This window comes from Candidatus Pantoea symbiotica (genome assembly GCF_056491525.1).
The window spans coordinates 1,629,547-1,653,813 of sequence record NZ_JBSZHR010000002.1; the positions used below are offsets into that span (position 1 = coordinate 1,629,547).

20 protein-coding genes are annotated in these 24,267 nt (G+C 56.6%); 9 read left to right on the top strand and 11 right to left on the bottom strand.

Features of this window, described 5'->3' with window-relative positions; genetic code table 11:
* Window positions 1–2: 2 nt before the first annotated feature.
* From rsxD to ydgT, 6 genes are all read right to left on the bottom strand, one after another.
* On the bottom strand, window positions 3–1,061 hold the full coding sequence (rsxD, locus tag ACXIZX_RS08205; RefSeq protein ID WP_179451087.1) for an electron transport complex subunit RsxD: 1,059 nt from the start codon (window positions 1,059–1,061) through the stop codon (window positions 3–5).
* On the bottom strand, window positions 1,062–3,245 hold the full coding sequence (gene rsxC / locus ACXIZX_RS08210) for an electron transport complex subunit RsxC (RefSeq protein ID WP_479403917.1): 2,184 nt from the start codon (window positions 3,243–3,245) through the stop codon (window positions 1,062–1,064).
* Entirely contained in the window at window positions 3,238–3,819 is a 582-nt protein-coding gene (rsxB, locus tag ACXIZX_RS08215; protein ID WP_008110257.1) for an electron transport complex subunit RsxB, read from the bottom strand. Before rsxB ends, rsxC begins: the two co-directional genes overlap by 8 nt.
* Complete coding sequence (gene rsxA / locus ACXIZX_RS08220; RefSeq protein WP_008110256.1) at window positions 3,819–4,400, bottom strand: electron transport complex subunit RsxA; 582 nt, start codon at window positions 4,398–4,400, stop codon at window positions 3,819–3,821. The genes rsxB and rsxA overlap by 1 nt, the downstream gene beginning before the upstream one ends.
* 123 nt (window positions 4,401–4,523) lie before the next feature.
* Window positions 4,524–4,967: a DUF2569 domain-containing protein gene (locus tag ACXIZX_RS08225; protein ID WP_479403918.1), complete on the bottom strand. Its 444-nt coding sequence runs from the start codon at window positions 4,965–4,967 to the stop codon at window positions 4,524–4,526.
* A 110-nt stretch (window positions 4,968–5,077) separates the two neighbouring features.
* The gene (gene ydgT, locus ACXIZX_RS08230; protein WP_036650139.1) at window positions 5,078–5,293 is read right to left on the bottom strand and encodes a transcription modulator YdgT; all 216 of its coding nucleotides are present in this window, start codon (window positions 5,291–5,293) and stop codon (window positions 5,078–5,080) included.
* 674 nt (window positions 5,294–5,967) lie between these two features.
* On the opposite strand from ydgT, the gene ytfQ reads away from it, so the two are divergent.
* Genes ytfQ through yjfF form a run of 4 tightly spaced genes read left to right on the top strand, consistent with a single transcriptional unit; the run spans window position 5,968 to window position 10,493 of the window.
* Complete coding sequence (gene ytfQ / locus ACXIZX_RS08235) at window positions 5,968–6,924, top strand: galactofuranose ABC transporter, galactofuranose-binding protein YtfQ (RefSeq protein WP_008110249.1); 957 nt, start codon at window positions 5,968–5,970, stop codon at window positions 6,922–6,924.
* 56 nt (window positions 6,925–6,980) lie between these two features.
* Complete coding sequence (locus ACXIZX_RS08240; RefSeq protein WP_479403919.1) at window positions 6,981–8,501, top strand: sugar ABC transporter ATP-binding protein; 1,521 nt, start codon at window positions 6,981–6,983, stop codon at window positions 8,499–8,501.
* On the top strand, window positions 8,494–9,510 hold the full coding sequence (gene ytfT / locus ACXIZX_RS08245; protein WP_008110246.1) for a galactofuranose ABC transporter, ATP-binding protein YtfT: 1,017 nt from the start codon (window positions 8,494–8,496) through the stop codon (window positions 9,508–9,510). Before ACXIZX_RS08240 ends, ytfT begins: the two co-directional genes overlap by 8 nt.
* A complete protein-coding gene (yjfF, locus tag ACXIZX_RS08250) occupies window positions 9,507–10,493 on the top strand; it encodes a galactofuranose ABC transporter, permease protein YjfF (RefSeq protein ID WP_008110244.1) in 987 nt (328 codons plus the stop codon). The genes ytfT and yjfF overlap by 4 nt, the downstream gene beginning before the upstream one ends.
* Before the next feature lie 436 nt (window positions 10,494–10,929).
* Here yjfF and araA read toward each other — a convergent pair whose 3' ends face one another.
* Both araA and ACXIZX_RS08260 read right to left on the bottom strand, forming a co-directional pair.
* Window positions 10,930–12,432 carry an L-arabinose isomerase gene (araA, locus tag ACXIZX_RS08255; RefSeq protein ID WP_479403920.1) on the bottom strand — a complete coding sequence of 501 codons (1,503 nt, stop codon included), beginning with the start codon at window positions 12,430–12,432 and terminating at the stop codon, window positions 10,930–10,932.
* A gap of 12 nt (window positions 12,433–12,444) precedes the next feature.
* The gene (locus tag ACXIZX_RS08260) at window positions 12,445–14,130 is read right to left on the bottom strand and encodes a ribulokinase (protein WP_479403921.1); all 1,686 of its coding nucleotides are present in this window, start codon (window positions 14,128–14,130) and stop codon (window positions 12,445–12,447) included.
* Between the two features lie 365 nt (window positions 14,131–14,495).
* Here ACXIZX_RS08260 and ACXIZX_RS08265 point away from each other — a divergent pair, with 365 nt between their 5' ends.
* The 5 genes from ACXIZX_RS08265 to ACXIZX_RS08285 all read left to right on the top strand — a co-directional run bounded on the left by ACXIZX_RS08265 (window position 14,496) and on the right by ACXIZX_RS08285 (window position 20,205).
* Window positions 14,496–15,479, top strand: a complete 984-nt coding sequence (locus tag ACXIZX_RS08265; RefSeq protein ID WP_061720153.1) for an arabinose ABC transporter substrate-binding protein — start codon at window positions 14,496–14,498, stop codon at window positions 15,477–15,479.
* A 98-nt stretch (window positions 15,480–15,577) separates the two neighbouring features.
* Entirely contained in the window at window positions 15,578–17,098 is a 1,521-nt protein-coding gene (gene araG, locus ACXIZX_RS08270; protein ID WP_479403922.1) for an L-arabinose ABC transporter ATP-binding protein AraG, read from the top strand.
* Window positions 17,099–17,115: 17 nt separating this feature from the next.
* Window positions 17,116–18,102: an L-arabinose ABC transporter permease AraH gene (gene araH / locus ACXIZX_RS08275; protein ID WP_008110235.1), complete on the top strand. Its 987-nt coding sequence runs from the start codon at window positions 17,116–17,118 to the stop codon at window positions 18,100–18,102.
* A gap of 67 nt (window positions 18,103–18,169) precedes the next feature.
* Window positions 18,170–19,087, top strand: a complete 918-nt coding sequence (gene araC / locus ACXIZX_RS08280; protein ID WP_008110234.1) for an arabinose operon transcriptional regulator AraC — start codon at window positions 18,170–18,172, stop codon at window positions 19,085–19,087.
* Window positions 19,088–19,164: 77 nt separating this feature from the next.
* Window positions 19,165–20,205: an oxidoreductase gene (locus tag ACXIZX_RS08285; protein WP_008110233.1), complete on the top strand. Its 1,041-nt coding sequence runs from the start codon at window positions 19,165–19,167 to the stop codon at window positions 20,203–20,205.
* A gap of 66 nt (window positions 20,206–20,271) precedes the next feature.
* On the opposite strand, the gene add is transcribed toward ACXIZX_RS08285, so the two are convergent.
* From add to malX, 3 genes are all read right to left on the bottom strand, one after another.
* Window positions 20,272–21,270 (bottom strand): adenosine deaminase, encoded by a 999-nt coding sequence (gene add, locus ACXIZX_RS08290; protein ID WP_179451077.1) that lies wholly within the window; start codon window positions 21,268–21,270, stop codon window positions 20,272–20,274.
* Window positions 21,271–21,388: 118 nt separating this feature from the next.
* Complete coding sequence (locus ACXIZX_RS08295) at window positions 21,389–22,567, bottom strand: MalY/PatB family protein (protein ID WP_479403923.1); 1,179 nt, start codon at window positions 22,565–22,567, stop codon at window positions 21,389–21,391.
* A complete protein-coding gene (gene malX / locus ACXIZX_RS08300) occupies window positions 22,567–24,153 on the bottom strand; it encodes a maltose/glucose-specific PTS transporter subunit IIBC (RefSeq protein WP_479403924.1) in 1,587 nt (528 codons plus the stop codon). Before malX ends, ACXIZX_RS08295 begins: the two co-directional genes overlap by 1 nt.
* Window positions 24,154–24,267 lie beyond the last annotated feature (114 nt).

Sequence of the window (24,267 nt, forward strand, 5' to 3'; positions counted from 1 at the left end):
CTTCAGTCCTTGCGATGGCCGTAAACGCGCGGCTGAGTGTAGTAATCAATCAGCGGCACACAAATATTGGCCAGCAATACCGCGAAGGCGACGCCGTCTGGATAGCCGCCAAAGCTGCGAATTAGCCACACCAGCAAACCAATCAGCGCGCCGTAAATCAGGCGTCCGCGATTGGTGGTCGATGCCGTTACCGGATCGGTGGCAATAAAGAACGCGCCAAGCATGGTGGCACCGGAGAACAGGTGAATCAGCGGTGAGTTAAGCGACTCCGGCGAGAACAGCCAGCCCAGCGTGGCGCAGAACGCCAGCGAGACGAGGAAGCTAACCGGAATGTGCCAGCGGATGGCATTTTTCGCCAGCAGCAGCACACCGCCCAGCAGATAACCGAGGTTAACCCACTGCCAGCCAAGACCGGCTAACACGCCACTGTAAATCGGTTGCGCCAGCAATTGATCGGCGCTGTGTCCGGCACGCAGACCGGTTTTAAAGGTATCGAGCGGCGTCGCCTGGCTGACGCCATCAACGCCGAGTTGCAGCTGCTGCATGGTTTCACCGGCCAGCGTGTGATGGGTGAAGATCATGCTGAGTGAATCCAACAGACCAGGTTTGATCGCCTGCAAACTATCGGGCGGCAGCCAGCTGGTCATCTGCACTGGGAAAGAGATCAGTAGCACCACGTAACCGACCATCGCCGGGTTAAACGGGTTTTGCCCCAAACCGCCGTACAGCTGTTTGGCGATGACGATGGCAAAAATGGTACCCAATACCACCAACCACCACGGCGCAAGCGGCGGCAGGCTAATGCCGAGCAGCAACGCGGTGAGCAGGGCGGAGTTATCGGATAAGGTTGGCACCACCGGCGTTTTGCGCAGGCGCAGAATCGCGCCTTCGGTGGCCCACGCGGTGGCGGTCGCCAGCAAAACCTGAATTAAAAAACCCACGCCAAAGAAATACCATTGTGCGGCCATGCCCGGCACTGCGGCCAACACCACCAACAGCATAATATTGCCGGTGCTGCGGCGGTTGTGGGTATAGGGAGAACTTGCGATACGAAAAGCCATTTAATCCTCAGTCGTCGAAGGCTGCTGCTGCGCTTTACGCGCTTTGGCACGGGCGACCGCAGCGGCAATTGCCGCTTTGCGTGGGTCGGCGGAGTCAGGAGAGGCAGCAGCCTCCACTTCAGGAGATGGTGTTTCAGCCTGCTGCGCGGCTGCCGCAGCGGCTTTTTTGGCTTTAGCGCGCGCTATTGCCGCTTCAACGGCGGCTTTGCGCGGATCGACTTCAGCAGTAGGCGCGTCAGCTGGCGGCTCGACTGGCGCAGGTTCAGCAGGTTGTGCGGCAGCGGCGGCTTTCTTCGCTTTCGCGCGGGCAATCGCTGCTTCAACGGCAGCTTTGCGTGGATCGACTTCAGCAGCAGGCGCGTCAGATGGCGTCTCGGCAGGTGCCGGTTCAGCGGCAGCTTTTTTCGCTTTCGCACGGGCAATCGCCGCTTCAACGGCCGCTTTGCGCGGATCGACTTCAGCCACCGGTTCAGCGGCAGGCGCTACCTCAGCCACAGGTGCGCCGGCTTTCTTCGCCTTCGCACGCGCAATTGCCGCTTCCACCGCTGCTTTACGCGGATCGCCAGATTGGCGACTCAGCGCCTGAGTTTCAGCTTGCTTCTCGGCCTGCTGCGCTAAGGCTTGCGCGTGACGCGCTTCGCGCTCTGCAGCATCCTGCTCCGGCGTTTTTTCCTGGCGCGCTTTCACACGTGCCACGGCAGCGTCTCGTTCACCCTGGTCGCTGCGCGCCACGCGCTGTTTGGCGTTTTCATGACGCGCTTCACGCGCCTGTTTTTCGCGCTCTAAACGGGCCAGACGCGCTTCAAAACGCGCTTTCGCTTCGGCGGTGCGTTTCGCTTCGAGGTCGATGGCGCGCAGTTCCGCCTTCTCCTGGCGATAATATTGCACCAGCGGAATGTTACTCGGGCAGACGTAAGCGCAGGCACCACACTCAATGCAGTCATCAATATTGTGTGCGCGCGCTTTTTCGTGATCGCCGCCCTGGCTGTACCAGAACAGCTGCTGCGGCAGCAGTTTAGCCGGACAGGCATCAGCGCAGGCGCTGCAGCGGATACAGGATTGTTCTTCCTGATCGTTGCCCATTTCGCTGGCGGACGGCGCCAGAATACAGTTGGAGATTTTCACCAGCGGCACGTTCAGCGACGGCAGGGTAAAGCCCATCAGCGGACCGCCCATAATCACCATCTGGCGCGATCCCGGCGTAAAACCGGCATGCTGCAGCAGGTGACTCACCGGCGTACCGAGACGTCCCCAGACATTGCGTGGGCGCGCCAGCGCTTCGCCGGTCAGCGTCACCACGCGTTCAGTGATCGGTTCGCCGTCAACGATGGCGCGTTTTACCGCCCACGCGGTTCCGACGTTCTGCATCAACACACCGATATCGGTGGAGCGTCCGCCGTGTGGCACTTCGAGACCGGTAAGAATCTGCGTCAGCTGTTTCGCGCCGCCAGAAGGATATTTGGTCGGGATGACGCGAATCTGCAATTCACGATCGCCACCCAATGCCTGCTTCAGCGCAGCAATGGCTTCAGGTTTGTTATCTTCAACGCCGATCAGCACGCGTTCCGCCTGCAACACCCACGCCAGAATGCGGCAGCCTTCCAGCACTTCGGCGGCACAATCCTGCATTAAACGGTCATCGGCGGTGATGTAAGGCTCGCACTCGGCGGCGTTGATGATCAGGGTTTTTACGCCGCGCAGGCCGCCGCGCAGTTTGGTGGCGGTCGGGAAGCCCGCGCCGCCTAAACCGGCAATGCCGGCATCGTGAATGCGTTTGACGGCCTCTTCACGCGACAGGGCGCGGTAATCGTGCTGCGGATCGAGTGTCGTCCAGCGATCTTCGCCGTCGGCACGCAGGAAAATGCACAGCTCGGATAGTCCAGAAGGGTGCGCCGTCATGTGTGGCGCAATCTCTTCGATAGTGCCGGAGGTCGGGGCGTGTACCGGCAGCATGCGTCCGCCGCCAAAGGTCAGCGGCTGACCGCGTAACACTTTGTCGCCGGGCGCGACGCAAATCTCGCCTTCATGGCCGATATGCTGTTTTAACGGAATGATAAAGCGCTCAGGCAGCGGTAACTGACTCAGCGGCGTGCCGTTGGACTGTGTTTTCATTTCCGGCGGATGAATGCCGCCCTGAAAATCCCACAGCTTCTCTTTGCGGAACAGGTTAAACAAATTAAGCATGGGTTGTTTCTACCGGGATCACCCGTACAGGAATGGTGTCGAGATTCCACTTCCAGTTGGCCGTGGTGGTGGCAACCGGGCGCATCTCAATGCAGTCGGTCGGGCAAGGCGCAACGCAGAGATCGCAGCCGGTGCAGACATCGCTCAGCACGGTGTGCATGGCGCGCGTGGCACCGACGATGGCGTCAACCGGACAAGCCTGAATACATTTGGTGCAGCCGATGCAGTTCTCCTCATCGATCCACGCCACGGTACGTATTGGCTCCAGCACTTCTGCGCCGCCGTCGAGCGGTTGCGGTTCAACGTTGAGCAGCGCGGCCAGCTTGAGCATGGTCTGCTCGCCGCCAGGCGCGCACTTATTGATGGCTTCGCCGTTATTACCTACCGCATCGGCATACGGACGACAGCCGGGATAGCCGCACTGCCCACACTGGCTCTGCGGTAAAATCTCATCGATCTGTTCAACAATCGGATCTTCTTCCACCTCGAAGCGACGCGAGGCGTAACCGAGCAGGGCACCGAACACCAGGCCCAATGCAGCAAGTGCGACAATCGCAATCCAAATCGCGGTCATTAGAATTTCACCAGCCCGGTGAAGCCCATAAAGGCCAGCGCCATCAAACCGGCGGTGATCAGCGCAATTGAGTTGCCTTTAAACGGTGCAGGAACATTCGCCAGCACCAGCCGCTCACGCATACCCGCGAATAGCACCATCACCAGCGAGAAGCCGAGTGACGCGCTGAAGCCGTACAGCGCCGCTTGCAGGAAGGTGTGATTCAAATTAACGCTCAAGAGTGGCACGCCCAGTACCGCGCAGTTGGTGGTGATCAGCGGCAAAAAGATACCCAGCAGGCGATAAAGTGACGGGCTGGTTTTGCGCACCACCATTTCGGTGAACTGCACGACAACAGCAATCACCAGGATGTAGGCGAGGGTACGCAGATAAACCAGATCGAGCGGCACCAGAATCAGGTGGTTCACCAGCCAGGCGCAGATCGCCGCCAGCGTGATCACGAAAGTGGTGGCAAGTCCCATGCCGATGGCCGTTTCCAGTTTTTTTGACACGCCCATAAAGGGACAAAGGCCGAGGAATTTGACCAACACGAAGTTGTTCACCAGCACTGTGCCAATAAAGAGAAGTAAGTAATCGGTCATTTTTTAACCTGGGAAGCCGAAAGGCGTCTATTATCCGGAATTGAGAGGTGCATCTCAACCTTCACCGGGTTTGTGTGGTCGTTGAGAGCACTCAGAATTAAATTGCTGACGAAACTCACATCATTATGGCTGGATAAACGTCTGTTTAACGCGTTGAGAGCGTTTGAAATAGGGCACAAACACCGCAGCGGCCAGCAGTGACAGCAGCAACGTCTGAATCGCCTTGCCGTCGGCAACGGGCGTGAAGGCAAAGGTTTTTAACGCCAGCAAAACCGTCATCAACAGCCACAGAATGTAGTGGCGCGGTAAGCGACGCGAACGTTTACAGAAAATCCAGCACACCCACATGCTGTATAGCCAAACCACTGCGGCGGTCAGCAGTGAGATCGACCATTGCGTGAGCAAAATGCCGCCGTGTGAAAACAGCGTAGTACGCAATTCGGGATTGAACAGCGGGCTCAAATACATCGCCACCACCAGCGCGCTGGTCAGCATGGTCATGATCAGCCACGCCAGCGGCAGCAATAACCAGCCAGCGATACGCGGCGGGAACACCTGTTCGGTCATCGGGAAGATCCTGTTTGCAGAATAGAGGGCGATGCAGAGCGTATCATGTCCAAACGGGGCACGCCCGACCTGGACAACGCAAGAGCGCAGATAAAGAGGGGATAAATCAATTAGATCACGTAACGCCAGACGGTTTTAGGCACGCGGCCCATGTCGAACAGACGTCCGCCAGAGACCAGTTCAGCACGTCGATGGTCGGCAGCGCGATACATATTGATGATCTCATTATCATCAGTCAGCGAATAATTAAGATGGTCGTAGAGTTTTTCCAGACTATCGAGATTATTCACTTTGCGGAATTTCAGCAGGTAATCTAACGCAGTCATGATTGCCATTTAAATATAAAGTACTCGGAAGTGTCCAAGTATAGGGAGCACGCAGCGAGAGTCCATACGCGACTTGTAAAAAAATACAAAATTCAGACAACATGCGCTAATTCGCTCATGAAACGACACTTTTTTGCCTTTTAAATGTTTTAAACGCGTATTTGAAAAGCGATTTAAGGCAAATTCAGGCCGGTAATTAGCGGGTATGTGAGAAAATCTCACACTAATTAATCCATACTGGTTAGCCATTATTTATCCGTCTCTATAATAGTTATTTCCGATCGTGCTGCTGACGAATCCGCTAATTATTAGCGACTGGTCGGCAAATTTATGCACACGCCATGAAACCAGCACTCACAATCTGTGCGAGCAGTCACAAAACCAATAATTGATTGTCCGGACAGACAATAACCATTCTTTACGTACCTGCTGTAATCGTTTCCAGTAGTGAGAAACATAACCGATTCTGTTTATTACATTTATTTAACCACCTGCGCAATAATTAGCAGGCATTTTGTCCATAACGGCACTCTCCTTAAAGCCTTGCTCGTTCGCGTAACTCCTTTAATTCACTCTGATTTGTGAAGTAAGTCGCGCTTGTTTACGCGCTTTTCAGCCAGGCTTAATTCGCGTTTTGTACCCCTACAACACACTCCCTTCAGAGGAATGAAATTATGTGGAAACGTTTACTCTTGACCGCCATGGTGAGCTCGGCACTGAGTACGTCGGTGTTGGCTGCTGATATGACGGTGGGCTTCTCACAGGTTGGCTCGGAATCTGGCTGGCGTTCAGCAGAAACCAATGTGGCAAAAAGTGAAGCGCAAAAGCGCGGCATCACACTGAAAATCGCCGATGGCCAACAGAAACAAGAGAACCAAATCAAAGCGGTGCGCTCGTTCATTGCGCAGGGCGTTGATGCCATCTTCATTGCGCCGGTGGTGCAAACGGGATGGGAGCCGGTGCTGGAAGAAGCCAAAGACGCCAAAATTCCGGTGTTCTTACTTGATCGCGCCATCGTGGTGAAAGACAAATCGCTGTACATGGCGGTGGTCACCGCTGACAACGTGCTGGAAGGCAAGTTGATTGGTGACTGGTTGGTCAAAACCGTTGCGGACAAAAAATGTAACGTCGTCGAGTTGCAAGGCACCGTTGGCGCTAGCGTGGCAATCGACCGTAAGAAAGGCTTTGCCGAGGCCATCGCGGGACACGACAACATCAAAGTGATTCGCTCTCAGTCCGGCGACTTTACCCGCAGCAAAGGTAAAGAGGTGATGGAGAGTTTCATCAAGGCGGAAAACAACGGCAAGAACATCTGCATGGTTTACGCGCATAACGATGATATGGCGATCGGTGCAATTCAGGCGATCAAAGAAGCCGGCCTCAAGCCAGGTAAAGATATCCTGACCGGTTCGATTGACGGCGTGCCCGATATCTACAAAGCGATGCTGGCCGGTGAAGCCAATGCCAACGTGGAGCTGACGCCAAACATGGCGGGGCCGGCATTTGACGCGCTGGAGAAATTCAAGAAAGACGGCACGATGCCGCCGAAAATCATCAAAACAGAATCGAAACTGTATCTGCCGGACTCCGCGCAGGCACAGCTCGATACCAAAAAAGGCATGGGTTACTGATCCCCGCAACCGCCCTTCGGGGCGGTTTTTGATGACGTAAAGCGAGGTAGAACCCGATGAGCACCTCCGATGAAACCGCACTGCTGACCATCAGCGGCGTCAGCAAAGGCTTTCCCGGCGTGAAGGCGCTGGATAATGTTTCGTTCAGCATCCGTAAGGGCGAGATCATGGCGCTGCTGGGCGAAAATGGCGCGGGCAAATCTACGCTGATTAAAGTCCTGACCGGCGTTTACACCCGCGATGCCGGCACCGTAACCCTGAATGGCAAGGCGATTACGCCGCACAATACCGCTGATGCGCAGGAGATGGGCATTGGCACCGTTTATCAGGAAGTGAATCTGCTGCCGAATATGTCGGTGGCGGATAATTTGTATATTGGCCGCGAGCCGCGTCGCTTTGGCATGATCGATCGCAAGCGCATGGTGCGCGATGCCGATGCGCTGATGCGCAATTATAGCTTCGTGCTCGACGTGACGCGTCCGCTGGGCCACTACTCGGTGGCGATGCAGCAGATCATTGCGATTTGCCGCGCGGTCGATCTCTCCGCGCAGGTGCTGATCCTCGATGAACCGACTGCCAGCCTCGATGCCAATGAAGTCGAAATGCTGTTTACCCTGATGGCGCAGCTGAAAGCCAAAGGGATGAGCCTGATTTTTGTGACCCACTTTCTCGACCAGGTTTACCGCATTACCGATCGCATCACCGTGCTGCGAAACGGCCAGTTTATTGCCACGCGCGATACCGCCACGCTGCCGCAGATTGAACTGATTAAGCTGATGCTGGGGCGCGAGCTGCTGGAAACCGCTTTGCAGCGTCAGGGCAGCACGCTGCGCAGCAATCAGCCGGTGGTGTCGTTTGAAGATTACGGCAAGAAGGGCACCATTGAACCGTTCAACCTGCAGGTGCGTCCGGGGGAAGTGGTAGGCCTGGCCGGATTGCTCGGTTCCGGTCGTACCGAAACCGCCGAAGTGCTGTTTGGTATTCGCCGCGCCGATCGCGGGACTGCAACTATCAAGGGCAAAGTGCAGAGCATCCGCACGCCCGCGAAGGCCTCGCGCCTTGGTATGGGTTTCTGCCCGGAAGATCGTAAAACCGACGGCATCATTGGTGGCGCATCGGTACGCGAAAATATCATTCTGGCATTGCAGGCACAGCGCGGCTGGCTGCGACCGATTAAGCGTCGTGAGCAGCAGGAGATCGCCGAACGCTTTATTAAGAGCCTTGGCATTCGCACGCCGCATGCCGATCAACCGGTTGAGCTGTTGTCCGGCGGCAATCAGCAAAAGGTGCTGCTGTCGCGCTGGCTGGTCACTAAACCGCAATTCCTGATCCTAGACGAACCAACGCGCGGTATCGATGTGGGCGCGCACGCCGAGATCATTCGCTTAATTGAAACACTGTGCGCCGACGGATTGGCGCTGCTGGTTATCTCCTCTGAACTCGAAGAACTGGTGGGCTATGCCGATCGCGTGTTGATTATGCGCGATTTGAAGCAGGTGGCCGAAATCCCGCTGGAGCAGCTGTCGGTGGCCGCGATCGTCAACGCCATCGCTGACGGAGGAGCACAACATGCTTGAATCCCCTATGACACATGACAAACCCGAACGGCGTAAGCCGAAGCTGCCGCCTGGCATGCCGCAGATTGTGGCGCTGATTCTGGTGCTGCTGGTGGATAGCCTGGTGGCGAATAACTTTTTTGCTATCCACATTCAGGATGGCCGTTTGTTCGGTAGCCCGATTGATATTCTCAATCGCGCCGCGCCGGTGGCGCTGCTGGCGATCGGCATGACGCTGGTGATTGCCACCGGCGGCATCGATCTGTCGGTGGGCGCGGTGATGGCGATTGCGGGCGCGACGGCGGCGACGCTGACCGTGGCGGGGCACAGTTTGCCGTTCATCATTCTGGTGACACTCGGTACCGGCCTGGCCTGCGGTTTGTGGAATGGCATTTTAGTGGCGCTACTAAAAATTCAGCCGTTTGTCGCCACCTTGATTTTGATGGTGGCGGGACGCGGCGTGGCGCAGCTGATTACGCAGGGGCAAATCGTCACCTTCAACAGCGATAGCCTGGCGTGGTTCGGCAGCGGTTCGCTGTGGCTGTTGCCAGTGCCGGTATGGATTACGCTGCTGGTGGCGTTAGTGGTGTGGTTACTGACGCGCAAAACCGCGCTTGGGCTGTTTATCGAAGCGGTCGGTATCAACCTGCGCGCGGCGCGCAATGCCGGTGTGAATGGCTGGCTGGTGGTGATGTCGACCTATGTGATTAGCGGCATGTGTGCGGCGGTGGCGGGCATGATCGTCGCGGCAGATATCCGTGGTGCCGATGCCAATAACGCCGGTTTGTGGCTGGAGCTGGATGCGATTCTGGCGGTGGTGATTGGCGGTGCCTCGCTGATGGGCGGACGCTTTAATCTGGTGCTATCGCTGATTGGCGCGTTGATTATTCAGTCGATGAATACCGGTATTTTGCTGTCCGGCTTCCAGCCTGAACTCAATCAGGTAGTGAAAGCGGTGGTGGTGATGTGCGTGCTGCTGCTGCAGTCGCCACGCTTTATTGCCATGTTGAAACGGAGACGCCCGAAATGATTAAACGTCATCTGCCTTTGATGATCACGCTGCTGGTGTTTGTGGCGGGTTATCTGTTTTGCCTGAGTCAATTTCCCGGCTTCGCTTCAACGCGCGTGATCTGCAATATCCTTACCGATAATGCCTTCCTCGGCATTATCGCGGTGGGAATGACGTTCGTGATTTTGTCCGGCGGGATTGATCTGTCGGTGGGCGCGGTGATCGCCTTCAGCGGCGTGTTCCTCGCGCGGGTGATTGGCGATTATCATCTCGATCCGCTTCTGGCGTTTGCGCTGGTGCTGGCGATGGGCGCGCTGTTTGGCGCGATGATGGGCTGGTTGATCGATGCGCTGAAAATCCCGGCATTTATCATTACGTTGGCGGGGATGTTTTTCCTGCGCGGCTGTAGCTATCTGGTGTCGGAGAATTCGATTCCTATCGATCATCCGCTCTACACCACGCTGTCGAGTCTGGCGTGGAAGATCCCCGGCGGCGGGCGTTTGAGCTTGCTGGCGCTGATTATGCTGGTGGTGGTGCTGGGCGGCATTATTCTGGCGCACCGCACGCGTTTTGGTAATCAGGTATATGCGATTGGCGGCAGCCTGACTTCGGCACAGCTGATGGGCGTGTCTACGCGCGCGACCACCATTAAGATTTATATGTTGTCGACCACGCTGGCGACGCTGGCGGGCATTGTGTTCTCGATTTATACCTCGGCGGGTTATGCGCTGGCGGGATTGGGCGTGGAACTTGACGCGATTGCCTCAGTGGTGATTGGCGGGACGTTATTGTCCGGCGGCGTCGGCACGGTATTGGGCACGCTGTTCGGCGTGTTGATTCAGGGATTGATTCAGACCTGGATTAACTTCGACGGTACCTTGAGTTCATGGTGGACAAAAATCGCCATCGGCATTCTGCTGTTCGCCTTTATCGCGCTGCAGCGCCTGTTAACGGTTATGTGGGATCGGCAGCAGAACGCACCTGTCAAAAGATTAACCTCGTAATTGTCGTAGGGTGGCCATTAATGGCCACCTGGTTTTCTTGATGGCTGCTGGATCGGCGCCAGGGCCAGAAAAGGCCAGCCCGATCGCAAAGAAACCCTGCATCCCTGCAGATCGGCCTCGCCATCCATGGCTCGGACGCTTTGCTCTTCGGGCTGGCCTTTCCTGACCTCGTTACCAATTTCATCGCTTTTTTTTGGTTAATTGTTATGCCGGACCGTTTCGTAGGGTGGCCATTTATGGCCACCTGCTTTGCTTGGTGGCTACTGGAACATGCTGGTCTTTCCTGTCCCAATGGATAATTTCATCGCTGTTTTATCCCAGGTGCGCATGAATGCGCACCCTACATCTTCGTAGGGTCGCCATTTATGGCGACCACCGTTACCGCCGCCAACAAAAAGGCCGCGAATCATCGCGGCCTTGTTCATTCCAGATCACATCAACGTGTCAGGCGGTAGTACGCCTCATTCCAGCGCAGCGCATCTTTAAATGCCGGTAAGCGCGTCTCCTCATCAATCACCAGCACTTCAATGCCGTTCAGCTCGCCGTACAGATACATATCATCCAAATCCAGCGCCTGGCTGAACACCGTGTGGTGCGCGCCGCCGGCCAGAATCCAGGCTTCGGAGGCCGTTGCCAGCGACGGCTGGGCACGCCACAACGCACGCGCCACCGGCAGTTTTGGCAACGGTTTAGGTTGTTCGATGGCATCCACCACATTCACCAGTAAACGGAAGCGATCGCCCATGTCGATGACGCTGGCATTCACCGCACGCCCGGCTGGCGTGGAGAAGATCATGCGCGCTGGATCGGCTTTATCGCCAATGCCGAGGAACTGCACATCAATCAGCGGCTTCTCCTCTTTGGCGATGGACGGGCACACTTCCAGCATGTGCGAGCCCAGCACCAAATCGTTGCCCGGTGAGAAGTGATAAGTGTAATCCTCCATAAAGGAAGTGCCGCCTGCACGCGTGCCTGCTTGTACCTTGAGGATGTGCAGCAGCGCGGCGGTTTTCCAGTCGCCTTCACCGGCAAAGCCGTAGCCCTGGCCCATCAAGCGCTGCACCGCCAAACCGGGCAGTTGCGTCATACCGTGCAAGGTCTGGAAGTTGGTGGTGAAGGCTTTGCAGCCCTCGGCTTCGAGGAAGCGCTTCAGACCCAGCTCAATGCGTGCCGCATCCAGTACGTTTTGCCGTTTTTCACCGTTAACCGCTGCAACATCGGTAAAGCGATATTGGCTTTCGTATTCATCAATCAACGCGTTGACATCACCATCGCTGACGCTGTTAACCACCTCGACCAGATCGCCCACGCCCCAGCCATTCACGGAGTAACCAAACTGAATCTGCGCCGCGACTTTATCGCCTTCGGTCACCGCCACTTCGCGCATGTTGTCGCCGAAGCGCGCCACTTTCAGCTGCTGGCTGGCCTGTTTTGCCAGCGCGGCATTGATCCAGCGTCCGATGCGCTGCTGGCTGGCTTTATCCTGCCAGTGACCCGTCACCACGCTGTGCTGCAAGCCCATGCGCGCGCCGATAAAGCCGAACTCGCGGCCGCCGTGTGCGGTTTGGTTGAGGTTCATAAAGTCCATATCCATGCTGTCCCACGGAATCTCCGCGTTGAACTGGGTATGGAATTGCAGCAGCGGCTTATTGAGGATGCTCAGACCACCAATCCACATCTTGGCTGGCGAGAAGGTGTGCAGCCAGGTAATGATGCCGACGCACTGATTGTCGTGGTTGGCAGCGCGGCACAGGGCCAGCGCTTCGTCCGGCGATTTCACCAGCGGCTTCAACACCAGCGACACCGGCAGCGTGCCAGCCTGATTCAAGCCTTCCATCACCTGGCGAGCGTGCTGTTCCACCTGACGCAAGGTTTCCGCGCCGTAAAGGTGCTGCGTACCAATAACAAACCACACCTGTTGTACGTTGTGCTGTTCCATTAAATCTCTCCTTTACTGAGCGGATGCGGTGCGTGCGGCATACTGCGGTTCAGCGGCCTGGCACCAGTTTTGATAACGTTGATAAAGTTGCTGATAAACCACCACGCGCTCGGCGTTGGGTTGCAGCGTGACATCAATTGGACTGGCCATCACGTGCTGGGCGGCAGGCACATCGGCATACACGCCCGCAGCGACGGCGGCAAAAATGGCGGCGCCGAGTGCGCAGCATTCGTCAGAGGCGACGATATCCAGCGGACGGTTCATTACGTCGCAGCACGCCTGCATGATGGCGGGGGATTTGCGGGCAATGCCGCCGAGCGTCAGGATGCTCTGTACCGGAATTTGCTGCTGCTCGAAACACTCCATAATGGCGCGCGCGCCAAACGCGGTCGCGGCGATCAAGCCACCAAACAGCGCTGGCGCATCGGTGCCAAGGTTGAGATCGGTGATCACGCCTTTTAAGCGCTGATTAGCATCCGGCGTGCGGCGGCCGTTGAACCAGTCAAGCACCACCGGCAGGTGATCGAGCTGCGGATTGGCCGCCCAGGCTTCGGTGAGATTACGGATCAGATCCTTTTGCAGCGCGGCTAACTGCGGTTGCAGCTCCGGATGCTGCTGCGCCGCCTGCTGCAATGGCCAGCCGAGCAAGCGGCTGAACCAGGCATAAATATCGCCAAACGCCGACTGACCGGCTTCGCAGCCAATCGCGCCCGGCACCACGCTGCCATCCACCTGGCCGCAGATCCCTTTGATGGCGCGGTCGCCAACGGTGTCGCTGTCGGCAATCAGAATGTCGCAGGTTGAGGTGCCAATCACTTTCACCAGCGTATATGGCTGCGCACCGGCACCGACCGCGCCCATGTGGCAGTCAAACGCACCGCCCGAAAGTATCACCTTTTCCGATAAACCGAGGCGCTGCGCCCATTCGCTGCTGAGCGTGCCAACCGGCACATCGGCGGTCCAGGTTTCTTCGAACAGGGGAGAATCAAGCTGCTCGACCAGCAGAGGATCGAGTGCGCGGAAGAAGTCAGCCGGTGGCAAGCCTTGCCACTCTGGATGCCACAGTGATTTGTGCCCGGCGGCACAGCGTCCACGACGAAGTTGCGCAGGTGCAGTGGTGCCGCTGAGTAACGCGGGCACCCAATCGCACAGTTCCACCCAAGACACTGCCGCGTCACGTACCGCAGCATCGGCGCGTGACACGTGCAGTATCTTGGCCCAGAACCACTCCGACGAATACACGCCGCCAATATAGCGGGTGTAATCGTTGAAACGACCGCTACGACACAGCTGATTGATCTCTTCGGCTTCTTCAATCGCGGTGTGATCTTTCCACAGCACAAACATCGCGTTGGGGTTATTGGCGAATTCCGGGCGCAGCGCCAGCACGTTGCCATCACGATCGATGGGCGCGGGCGTCGAGCCGGTGGAATCCACACCAATCCCGACCACGGCGGCGCGCTGTTCAGGTGTTAAGGCGTTAACCACGGTGACAATCGCCTGTTCTAACGCATCAATATAGTCCTGCGGATGGTGACGAAAACGGTTGGCGTGCGCGTCGCAGAATTCGCCGTTGGCCCAGCGTGCATAGTTGACCACCGCTTTTTCCAGCTCTTTGCCACTATGACAGTCCACGGCCAGCGCACGCACCGAGTCACTGCCGAAATCCAGCCCAATTGTTATGGTGCCAGCACCCATTGGGATTCTCCTGTGTGAGTTATCTGGCTCTATCCTGGAATGGGGCGGCAGAAGCGGTTAGTCATCAGTCGCTGAGAATATGCACTTTTCTGTCATCGGCGAGGATGTGTGATCCATAGCAAAAGTTAATGACCGGTTAAATTTGCTGAATATATGGAGGATTTTGTCATCGTTTTGGGATGTGATACCGCTCTACATTTTTCATCTCCATTCCCGCTACAACTAGCCCAGCGTTTGCGCAGCCTTTGTACAACCTTTGTGCTAACGCGCTGATTTTTAGCTGTACCCCACAGAATTATTTGATTGGTAGCGTTTACACCGATTGGTTAATAACAGCCTAAAACAACATTGTGCCGGAGAGCATCATGCATAAATTCACTAAAACGCTGGCGGCGGTTGGTCTCGCTGCGGTTATGTCACAATCCGCTATCGCCGAGACCATGAAACTCGGTTTCCTTGTCAAACAACCGGAAGAGCCCTGGTTCCAGACCGAATGGAAATTCGCGGATAAAGCCGGCAAGGATCTCGGTTTCGAAGTGATCAAAATTGCGGTGCCTGACGGCGAGAAAACCCTCAACGCTATCGATAGCCTGGCCGCCAGCGGTGCGAAAGGCTTCGTTATCTGTACGCCGGATCCCAAACTCGGCTCGGCGATTGTCGCCAAAGCGCGCGGTTACGGTCTGAAAGTGATCGCCGTCGATGACCAGTTCGTCACCGCCAAAGGCAAGCCGATGGATACCGTGCCATTAGTGATGATGGCCGCGACCAAGATCGGCGAGCGTCAGGGACAAGAACTGTATAAAGAGATGCAGAAACGCGGCTGGGATGTGAAAGAGACCGGCGTGATGGCCATCACCGCCAACGAGCTCGACACTGCACGCCGCCGCACCAGCGGTTCAATGGATGCGCTGAAAGCCGCCGGTTTCCCGGAGAAGCAGATTTATCAGGTACCGACCAAATCCAACGATATTCCTGGCGCGTTTGACGCCGGTAACTCGCTGCTGGTGCAGCATCCGGAAGTTAAACACTGGCTGATTCTCGGCATGAACGATAACACCGTGCTGGGCGGCGTGCGCGCCACCGAAGGTCAGGGCTTCAAGGCGCCCGATGTGATTGGTATCGGCATCAACGGTGTCGATGCGGTGAGTGAGCTGTCTAAAGGTTCCGCCACCGGCTTCTACGGTTCGCTGCTGCCAAGCCCGGATGTGCACGGTTATAAGAGCAGCCAGATGCTCTACAACTGGGTAACCAAAGATCAGGAGCCGCCGAAGTTCACCGAAGTCACCGATGTGGTGCTGATTACCCGCGATAACTTCAAAGCCGAGCTGGATAAGAAAGGGCTGAAGTAAGGATCAGCGGTTTTGGAAGGTCGCCATAAATGGCGACCCTACGATGCGGTTTTGTAGGGTGCGCATTAATGCGCAGGGCCCATGACTTAGGAGTTTCCATGAACACTGATCAAGCCTTTCTGTCGTTTCATGGCATCAGCAAAACCTTTCCCGGCGTGAAAGCGCTGCAGGATATCTCATTCAGCTGCCGCGCCGGTGAAGTGCACGCGCTGATGGGGGAAAACGGTGCCGGTAAATCGACGCTGTTGAAAATCCTCAGTGGCAGTTATCAGCCGAGCGGCGGCGAAATTCGCATTAAAGGCCAGCCGAAGAGTTTCAACACTACCGTGGATGCGCTGGACGCCGGCGTGGCGATCATTTACCAGGAACTGCATCTGGTGCCGGAAATGAGCGTGGCGGAGAACATCTATCTCGGCCAGCTGCCGCACAAGCGCGGTTTGGTGAATCGCAAACTGCTGCGCTATGAAGCCGGTTTGCAGCTGCAAAATCTCGGCATGGATATCGATCCGGATATGCCGCTGAAATACCTGTCGCTCGGCCAGTGGCAGATGGTGGAGATCGCCAAAGCGCTGGCGCGTAACGCGCGCATTATCGCCTTTGACGAACCGACCAGCTCGCTGTCAGCGCGCGAGATTGATCACTTGTTCCGCGTCATCCGCCAGCTGCGCGAGCAGGGCCGCACCGTGCTTTACGTGTCGCACCGCATGGAAGAGATTTTCGCGTTGAGCGATGCCATCACCGTGTTTAAAGATGGTCGCTATGTGCGTACCTTCACCGACATGAAAAACACCCATCACGACGATCTGGTGCAGGCGATGGTGGGACGCAATCTGGGGGATATTTATGGTTACGCGCCGCGTGAACTTGGTCCCGTGCGTCTGCAGCTGGACGCGGTAGAGGCGAAGGGCGTGCGCACGCCGATTTCGTTAACGGTGCGCGCCGGTGAAATCGTTGGGCTATTTGGCTTAGTTGGCGCAGGACGCAGCGAATTGATGAAAGGGCTGTTCGGTGCCACCAAACTGCGCGGCGGTACCGTGACGCTGGATGGCAAAAAGCTCAACATTCGCCAGCCGATCGACGCTATCCGCGCCGGCATCATGCTGTGCCCGGAAGATCGCAAATCTGAGGGCATCATTCCGGTGCATTCGGTGCGCGATAACATCAACATCAGCGCGCGTCGCCACAATCTCACCGCCGGTTGCCTGATCAAACCGAGCTGGGAGGCGAAAAATGCCGATATCCACATTCGTTCACTCAACATCAAAACGCCGGGTCCGCAGCAGCTGATCATGAACCTTTCGGGCGGTAATCAGCAGAAGGCAATTCTGGGCCGTTGGCTGTCGGAAGAGATGAACGTGATTCTGCTCGATGAGCCAACGCGCGGCATTGACGTCGGTGCCAAACACGAAATCTACAACCTGATTTATGCCCTGGCGAAAAAAGGCATTGCGGTGCTGTTTGCCTCCAGCGACTTGCCGGAAGTGATGGGATTAGCCGATCGCATTCTGGTGATGCGTGAAGGTGAAATTGCCGGTGAACTGTCCCACGACACGGCCACAGAGCAGCTGACGCTGAGCCTGGCGATGCCGAAAACCACTCAAGCGGCCGCCGTGGCCTGATGTAAAGGAGAGCAATAATGGCTTCATCTACCACTTCCAACACGCCACCGGTGCAACGCAACGGGCTGCAACTTGGGCGGATTTGGGACAACTTCGGCATGCTGGTGGTGTTCGCACTGCTGTTTATCGTTTGTGCCATATTCGTACCGAACTTTGGATCCATCATCAATATGAAAGGGCTCGGTCTGGCGATGTCGATGTCCGGCATGGTGGCGTGCGGCATGCTGTTCTGCCTCGCCTCAGGCGACTTTGACCTTTCAGTGGCGTCGGTGATCGCCTGCGCCGGTGTGGTCACCGCAGTGGTGATCAACATGACCGAAAGTCTATGGATTGGCGTCGCGGCCGGTTTACTGCTCGGCATGGCCACTGGCTTTATCAACGGCTTCGTCATCGCGCGGTTGAAAATCAATGCCTTAATCACCACGCTGGCCACCATGCAGATTGTGCGCGGTCTGGCTTATATCTTCTCCGACGGCAAAGCGGTGGGCATTGAAGACGAGCGCTTCTTTACCCTCGGTTACGCCAACTGGCTCGGCGTGCCGGCGCCAATCTGGCTGACCATTGCCACCATGGTGCTGTTCGGCTTCCTGCTAAATAAAACCACCTTTGGCCGCAATACGCTGGCGATTGGCGGCAACGAAGAAGCCGCGCGTCTGGCCGGTGTGCCGGTGGTGCGTACGCGCATCATCATCTTCATCTTGTCGGGTTTAGTGTCGGCGGCGGCGGGCATCATTCTGGCGTCGCGCATGACCAGCGGCCAGCCAATGACGTCGCTCGGTTACGAGCTGATTGTGATTTCGGCTTGCGTGCTGGGCGGCGTATCGCTGAAAGGCGGCATCGGCAAAATTTCGTACGTGGTAGCGGGCGTGCTGATTCTCGGCACGGTTGAGAATGCGATGAATTTATTGAATATCTCGCCATTCTCACAGTATGTGGTGCGCGGTTTGATACTGTTAGCGGCGGTGATTTTTGACCGTTACAAACAAAAAAGTAAAGCCGCCTGATAACCAAGGCTGAGCGCGCCGGATAGCGGGCGCGCTCGCCGCATTTCACGCGATAAGTGAGGCCACTATGTACCATCGTGAACCCCCGAGTGAGCAGCAGAATCCCTTATTGCCGGGCTATGCGTTCAATGCCTGGCTGGTGGCAGGATTGACGCCGATTAACGCCAATGACGCGCTCGATTTCTTTATCGATCGTCCGCACGGCATGAAAGGCTACATCCTCAATCTGACTATTAAAGGTCAGGGCCGCGTGTTTGATGGTGAATCCGCTTTCGACTGCGAGCCGGGCGATCTGCTGCTGTTTCAACCGAAAACACCGCACTATTACGGACGCGCACCCGATAGTCCATGCTGGTTCCATCGCTGGGTCTATTTCCGTCCGCGCGCCTACTGGACCGATTGGTTGCAGTGGCAGGATGAAAGTCAGGGCGTGGGGCGTTTACGTTTGTCGGAAGCGCAGCGTGCCGAGTTTGATCGCCTGTTCGCCAGCATCGAACAAACCCACAACTCCGGACGTCGCTTCGCCGAAGAGCTGGCGATGAACCTGCTGGAGCGCCTGCTGCTGCGCGCGGTGGAAGAGGACCCGCGCAGCCATCAACAGATTCGCGATCCACGCGTGATAGAAGCTTGCCAGTACGTCACCAATCATCTGGCGGGCGAAGTGAAGATTGAAGAAGTGGCGCGTCACGTTTGTCTGTCGCCGTCACGGCTGGCGCATCTGTTCCGCGAGCAAATGGGTATTAATCTGCTGCGCTGGCGCGAAGATCAGCGGGTTATCCGCGCCAAACTGCTGCTGCAAACCACTCAGGAACCGATTGCTTCTGTTGGCCGCGAAGTGGGCTACGACGACCAGCTCTACTTCTCGCGCGTGTTCCGCAAACGCGTTGGCGTCAGCCCCAGCGACTTCCGCCGCCGCAGCCAGGATGCCCAGGATGCTTTGGTGGCTCATGAGAGCTGGCAATCCGCACGGAGTGCTATTTCCTGAGTTTTCAGGTGATTCCGCCTTGTTCTTATAGACCGATTCGTCTTAAATCAGTCTGGTAACGAACAAGAGGAATGAGAATGAGCGATAAATTACGTGTCGGCCTAATCGGCTACGGTTTTGCCAGCAAAACCTTTCATGCACCCTTGATCGCCGGTACGCCGGATGTTGAGCTGGCGGCGATCTCGAGCAGCGATGCCAGCAAAGTGCATGCTGACTGGCCGTCAGTGCAGGTGGTTTCCGATCCACAGGCGCTGCTGGACGACCCGACACTGCAACTGATTGTTATTCCGACCCCGAATGACACCCATTTTCCCTTAGCCAAAGCGGCACTTAACGCCGGTAAACACGTGGTGGTCGATAAGCCATTTACCGTGACGTTGTCACAGGCGCGTGAGCTGGATGCGCTGGCCAAAGCCAAAGGTCTGCTGCTGTCGGTGTTCCATAACCGCCGCTGGGACAGCGATTTCCTGACGCTGAAATCCTTGCTGAACGACGGCACCTTGGGCGAAGTGCGTTACTTCGAATCCCACTTTGACCGTTTCCGCCCTGAAGTGCGTCAGCGCTGGCGTGAAATGAAAGGCGCGGGCAGCGGCATTTGGTTCGATCTCGGACCACACGTGCTGGACCAGGCGCTGCAGCTATTTGGCACGCCGGTCGCTATCAATGTCGATATGGCAGAGCTGCGTCCAGGCGCTCAAACCACCGATTACTTCCATGCCGTGTTGACCTATCCAACGCGCCGCGTGGTGCTGCACGCCAGCATGCTGGTGGCGGCGGAATCAGCACGCTTTGTGGTGCACGGCACGCGCGGCAGCTACGTGAAATACGGCCTCGATCCACAGGAAGATCGTCTGAAAGCGGGTGAACGTCCGCCGCAGGAAGATTGGGGCTACGACATGCGCAACGGTACGCTGACGCTGGCGGAAGGCGATGTGATGGTGGAGAAAGAGCTTCTGACTTTGCCAGGCAACTATCCGGCATATTACGCAGGTATTCGTGATGCAATTGCGGGCACAGGTGCAAATCCGGTGCAGGCAGAAGAGGCGATTCAGGTTATGGAATTGATCGAGCTGGGCTTGCAGTCCGCCGAGAAGCGCCAGACTATGTCGTTGCGTTAATTCTGTAAAGCGGTCGCCATGAATGGCGACCCTACAATGTAAGGTGCGCGTTATGCGCACCTTTTTTTATCCCGCCACGCGTGCGCGCAGCGCGGCTTTCTCGGCATCACTCAGGAACGCGATGGTTACGCCATTATCCTGCGCCTGACGCATCTCTTCCGCCGTCAATCCTGCTTGCGGTGCCGCCACTTCATACTCATGTGCCAGCTCAACGCCCTGGACCGCCGGATCGTCAGTGTTAATGGTGGCGAGAATGCCGTGCTGCAGGAAGGTTTTTAGCGGATGGCTGCTCAGCGATGATACGGTGCTGGTCTGAATATTCGAGGTCAGGCAAGACTCAATACCAATGCGCTGCTCGGCAAGGAAATCCATCAGTGCGCGGTCTTCAATCGCCTTCACGCCGTGACCAATACGCTCTGCGCCCAGCTCGCGAATCGCTTGCCAGATGCTTTCCGGGCCTGCGGCTTCACCGGCGTGAACCGTAATGCGGAAACCGGCGTCACGCGCACGATTAAAGTGGCTGAGGAATTCGCTGCCTGGGAAGCCTAATTCGTCACCGGCCAAATCGACGGCGGTGATGCCATCGCGATGCGCCAGCAAACCTTCCAGCTCGCGCAGGCAAGCTTCTTCACCAAAGGTACGGCTCATAATGCCGGTCAGGCGCACATCAACGCCATATTGCTGAATACCGGCCCGCACGCCATCAATCACCGCTTCAACCACGCCGGCAATCGGCAGCTTGTGGGTCATTGCCATATAGCCCGGTGAGAAGCGCAGTTCCGCATAGTGAATGCCAGCGCTCGCCGCATCTTCAACGTTTTCCAGCGCGATACGGCGGCAGGCATCAAGATCGCCCAACACTTTCACGCCCCAGTCGAGTTTCTGCAGGAAGCTCACCAGATCCGGTTCATTCGCGGTGACCTGCACATGCGGGCGCAATGCATCAAGCGAATCAGCGGGCAGCGCAAGATTATGCTGACGACCTAAATCGAGAATGGTTTGTGCGCGGATATTGCCATCAAGGTGGCGGTGAATGTCGGTGAGGGGGAGTTTTAGATCAATCATGGCGCACTCGCTTAAGTTTCATAAAGTGCAGAGGATTATAAAAACATCTTGCGCAACAGCGCCAGCGATTTGCGCAAACAGGAAAACGGATGCTGAATTAATCAGCATCCGTCGCATTTCAGAACGATTTTAACCCGGCGATGAGACGATCCAGCCCATCATCCAGCTTGCTGCGCGGGCAACCGGCGTTGAGACGCAGATAACCGCGACTGGCTGCACCGTAAGTCGAACCGGGCATGATCGCCACTTTGTGTTGATGAATCAGACGCTGTTGCAGCGCCTGTTCGTCAATGCCAAGCGGATTGAGATCGATCCACGCCAGGTAAGTGGCGGCGGGCGGCTGCCAGTTAAGCTGCGGAAATGCCGTATTCAGGCGCTGCGCGATGTGCTGCATATTGCCACGTAAATGGGTACGCAACGCATCCAGCCACGGCGCGCCATCGCGATACGCGGCGATGGTGGCGGCAAGCGCCATTACTGCCGGCGAGGATAAACCATCCTGCTGCTTCAGCGCGTGGAACCACGCCTGACGATCGCGCTCGTCCGGAATGATGCCCCACGCGCCGGTCAGCGCCGGAATATTGAAGCTCTTGGAGGCCGAGGTGAACAGCGCCCAATCGGACTGCGCAACCTCGCTCCACGGCGTATGCCGCGCATCACTCAGCACCATATCCATATGGATTTCATCGCTGATCACCTTCACGCCATGCTTTTCGCACAGCGCGGCCATCTGGCGCAGCTCGTCTTCGCGCCACACTTTGCCGGTAGGATTGTGTGGACTGCACAGCAGCATCATTTTACAGCGCGGACGCGCCAGCAAGCTTTCCAGCTGCGCCATGTCGCACAGCCATTCACTTCCGTGGCGCTGCAGCGGCAGCTCCAGCACGCGACGCTGATTGCCGTTGATGGTGTGGTAAAACGCATCGTAAGCAGGCGTGTGGATCAGCACTTCATCGTCCGGCTGCGTCCAGTGGCGCAACAGCTGCGCCACCATGTAAATCACCGACGGGCCATAAATCAACGATTCTGCCGCGACTTCAGTAGCGAAACGGCTGCGCATCCAGTGTTGAATGGCAGAAAGAAAATCATCATGCTGCCAGCGGCTGTAACCAAACACCCCGTGCGTGAGGCGCTGTTGCAGCGCCTCGATGATGCAAGGCGCGGTGGCGAAATCCATGTCGGAGATGGTGAAGGGCAGTAAATCCGCCACGCCAAACCGATCGGCCACGAAATCCCACTGCGTACACCAGCTGCCGTGGCGATCCACCACCTGATTGAAATTAAAATCCGGCATCATTACACCGTCGCACTCATCAGGTGTGCCATCTCATCTTTGACCGACTGCACCTGCGGGCCCATCACCACTTGCAGATTGGTGGCATTGACATGCACCACGCCAATCGCGCCGTTGGCTTTCAGTATTGCATCATCCACCTTGCTCATATCGACCACGGTAATGCGCAGACGCGTCAGGCAGTTATCCAGTGAAGCGATGTTTTCCACGCCGCCCAGCGCCGACAGAATCGCTGGCGTGTTGAAGCCCGATTTACCGACAGCTGCGCGATTAACCTGCTGCTCCACGCTGTTGGTTTCCACTTCGCGACCTGGGGTTTTGATATTGAAGTGGCTGATGGCAAAACGGAAGATAACGTAATAAGACACGAACCACACCGCAGCAATGACCGGCACCCAATACCATTTGGTGGAGAGGCCGTGCAGCACGCCGAAGACGAAGAAGTCGATCACGTTGCCGTCGGTGTTACCGATAGTCACACCCAGCATCGCCATCACGGTGAAGCCTAAACCGGTCAGCAGTGCGTGGATCAGATACAGCACCGGCGCGACAAACAGGAACAGGAACTCCAGCGGTTCCGTGGTGCCGCCCACGACGCACGCCACCACGCCGGAAATCAGCAGGCCTTTAATTTTATGACGGTTTTCCGGACGGGCGCAGTGATACATCGCCAATGCTGCACCCGGCAAACCGCCGAGGAAGGCCGGCATTTTACCCTGCGACAGGAAACGCGTGGCGCTCTCGGCAAAGCCGTGCGTATCCGCACACGCCAATTGCGCCTGGAAGATGGTTAACGCACCGCTGACACTTTTACCGCACACATCCATGGTGCCGCCCGCATCGGTAAAGCGGATGATCGCCACCAAAATGTGCTGCAAACCAAACGGCAGCAGCAGACGTTCGCCGGTACCAAAAATCATCGGACCAAATTCACCGGCGCTGTTAATCACCCAGCCAAGGCCGGTAATCGCACGGGCGAAGAATGGCCAGATATGCGGAACCACTAAGCCCAGCACGCCCATCGCCATCGCGGTGACGATCGGCACAAAGCGCGTGCCACCGAAGAACGCCAGCGCATCTGGCAGGCGAATGTTGTGGAAACGCTCATGCAGCCAGAACACTACGATACCGACGATCACCGCGCCGAGAATGCCGGTGTCGATGGACTGAATGCCGAGAATATTTTGTACGTTATTGGCTTTCAGTACCGCCGCATCGGTGGTTGGCAGAATGCCGTTGATGTTGAGCCAGAAGTTGATGCTCAGGTTCAGCACCGCATAGCCAACAAAACCGGCAAACGCTGCCACGCCTTTGTTCTCACGCGCCATACCGAGCGGAATGGCAATCGCAAACATCACCGGCAGATAGCTAAAAGCAAAGGAACCGATCTTCGCCAGCCAGATAAACATATATTGCAGGAAAGGCTGATCGAGCGCGGGGATGAGCGTGAGCACATCGCGGCTGCTGAGCGAACTGCCGATGCCGAGCAGGATACCGCAGAACGAAAGCAGTGCGACGGGCAACATAAATGTTTTGCCCAGACTTTGGAAAAACTCCCAAAGTGACATTTTGGGACGACTGGCGGACATAGACTCTCCTGGCAATAAAAGTTAAAGGCTTCAATGTGGTCAAGGATGATAAAACGTTTTACCACTTATTTTTGTGGCTATAATCACAAAGAGTGACTAATTGCAGACTTTATT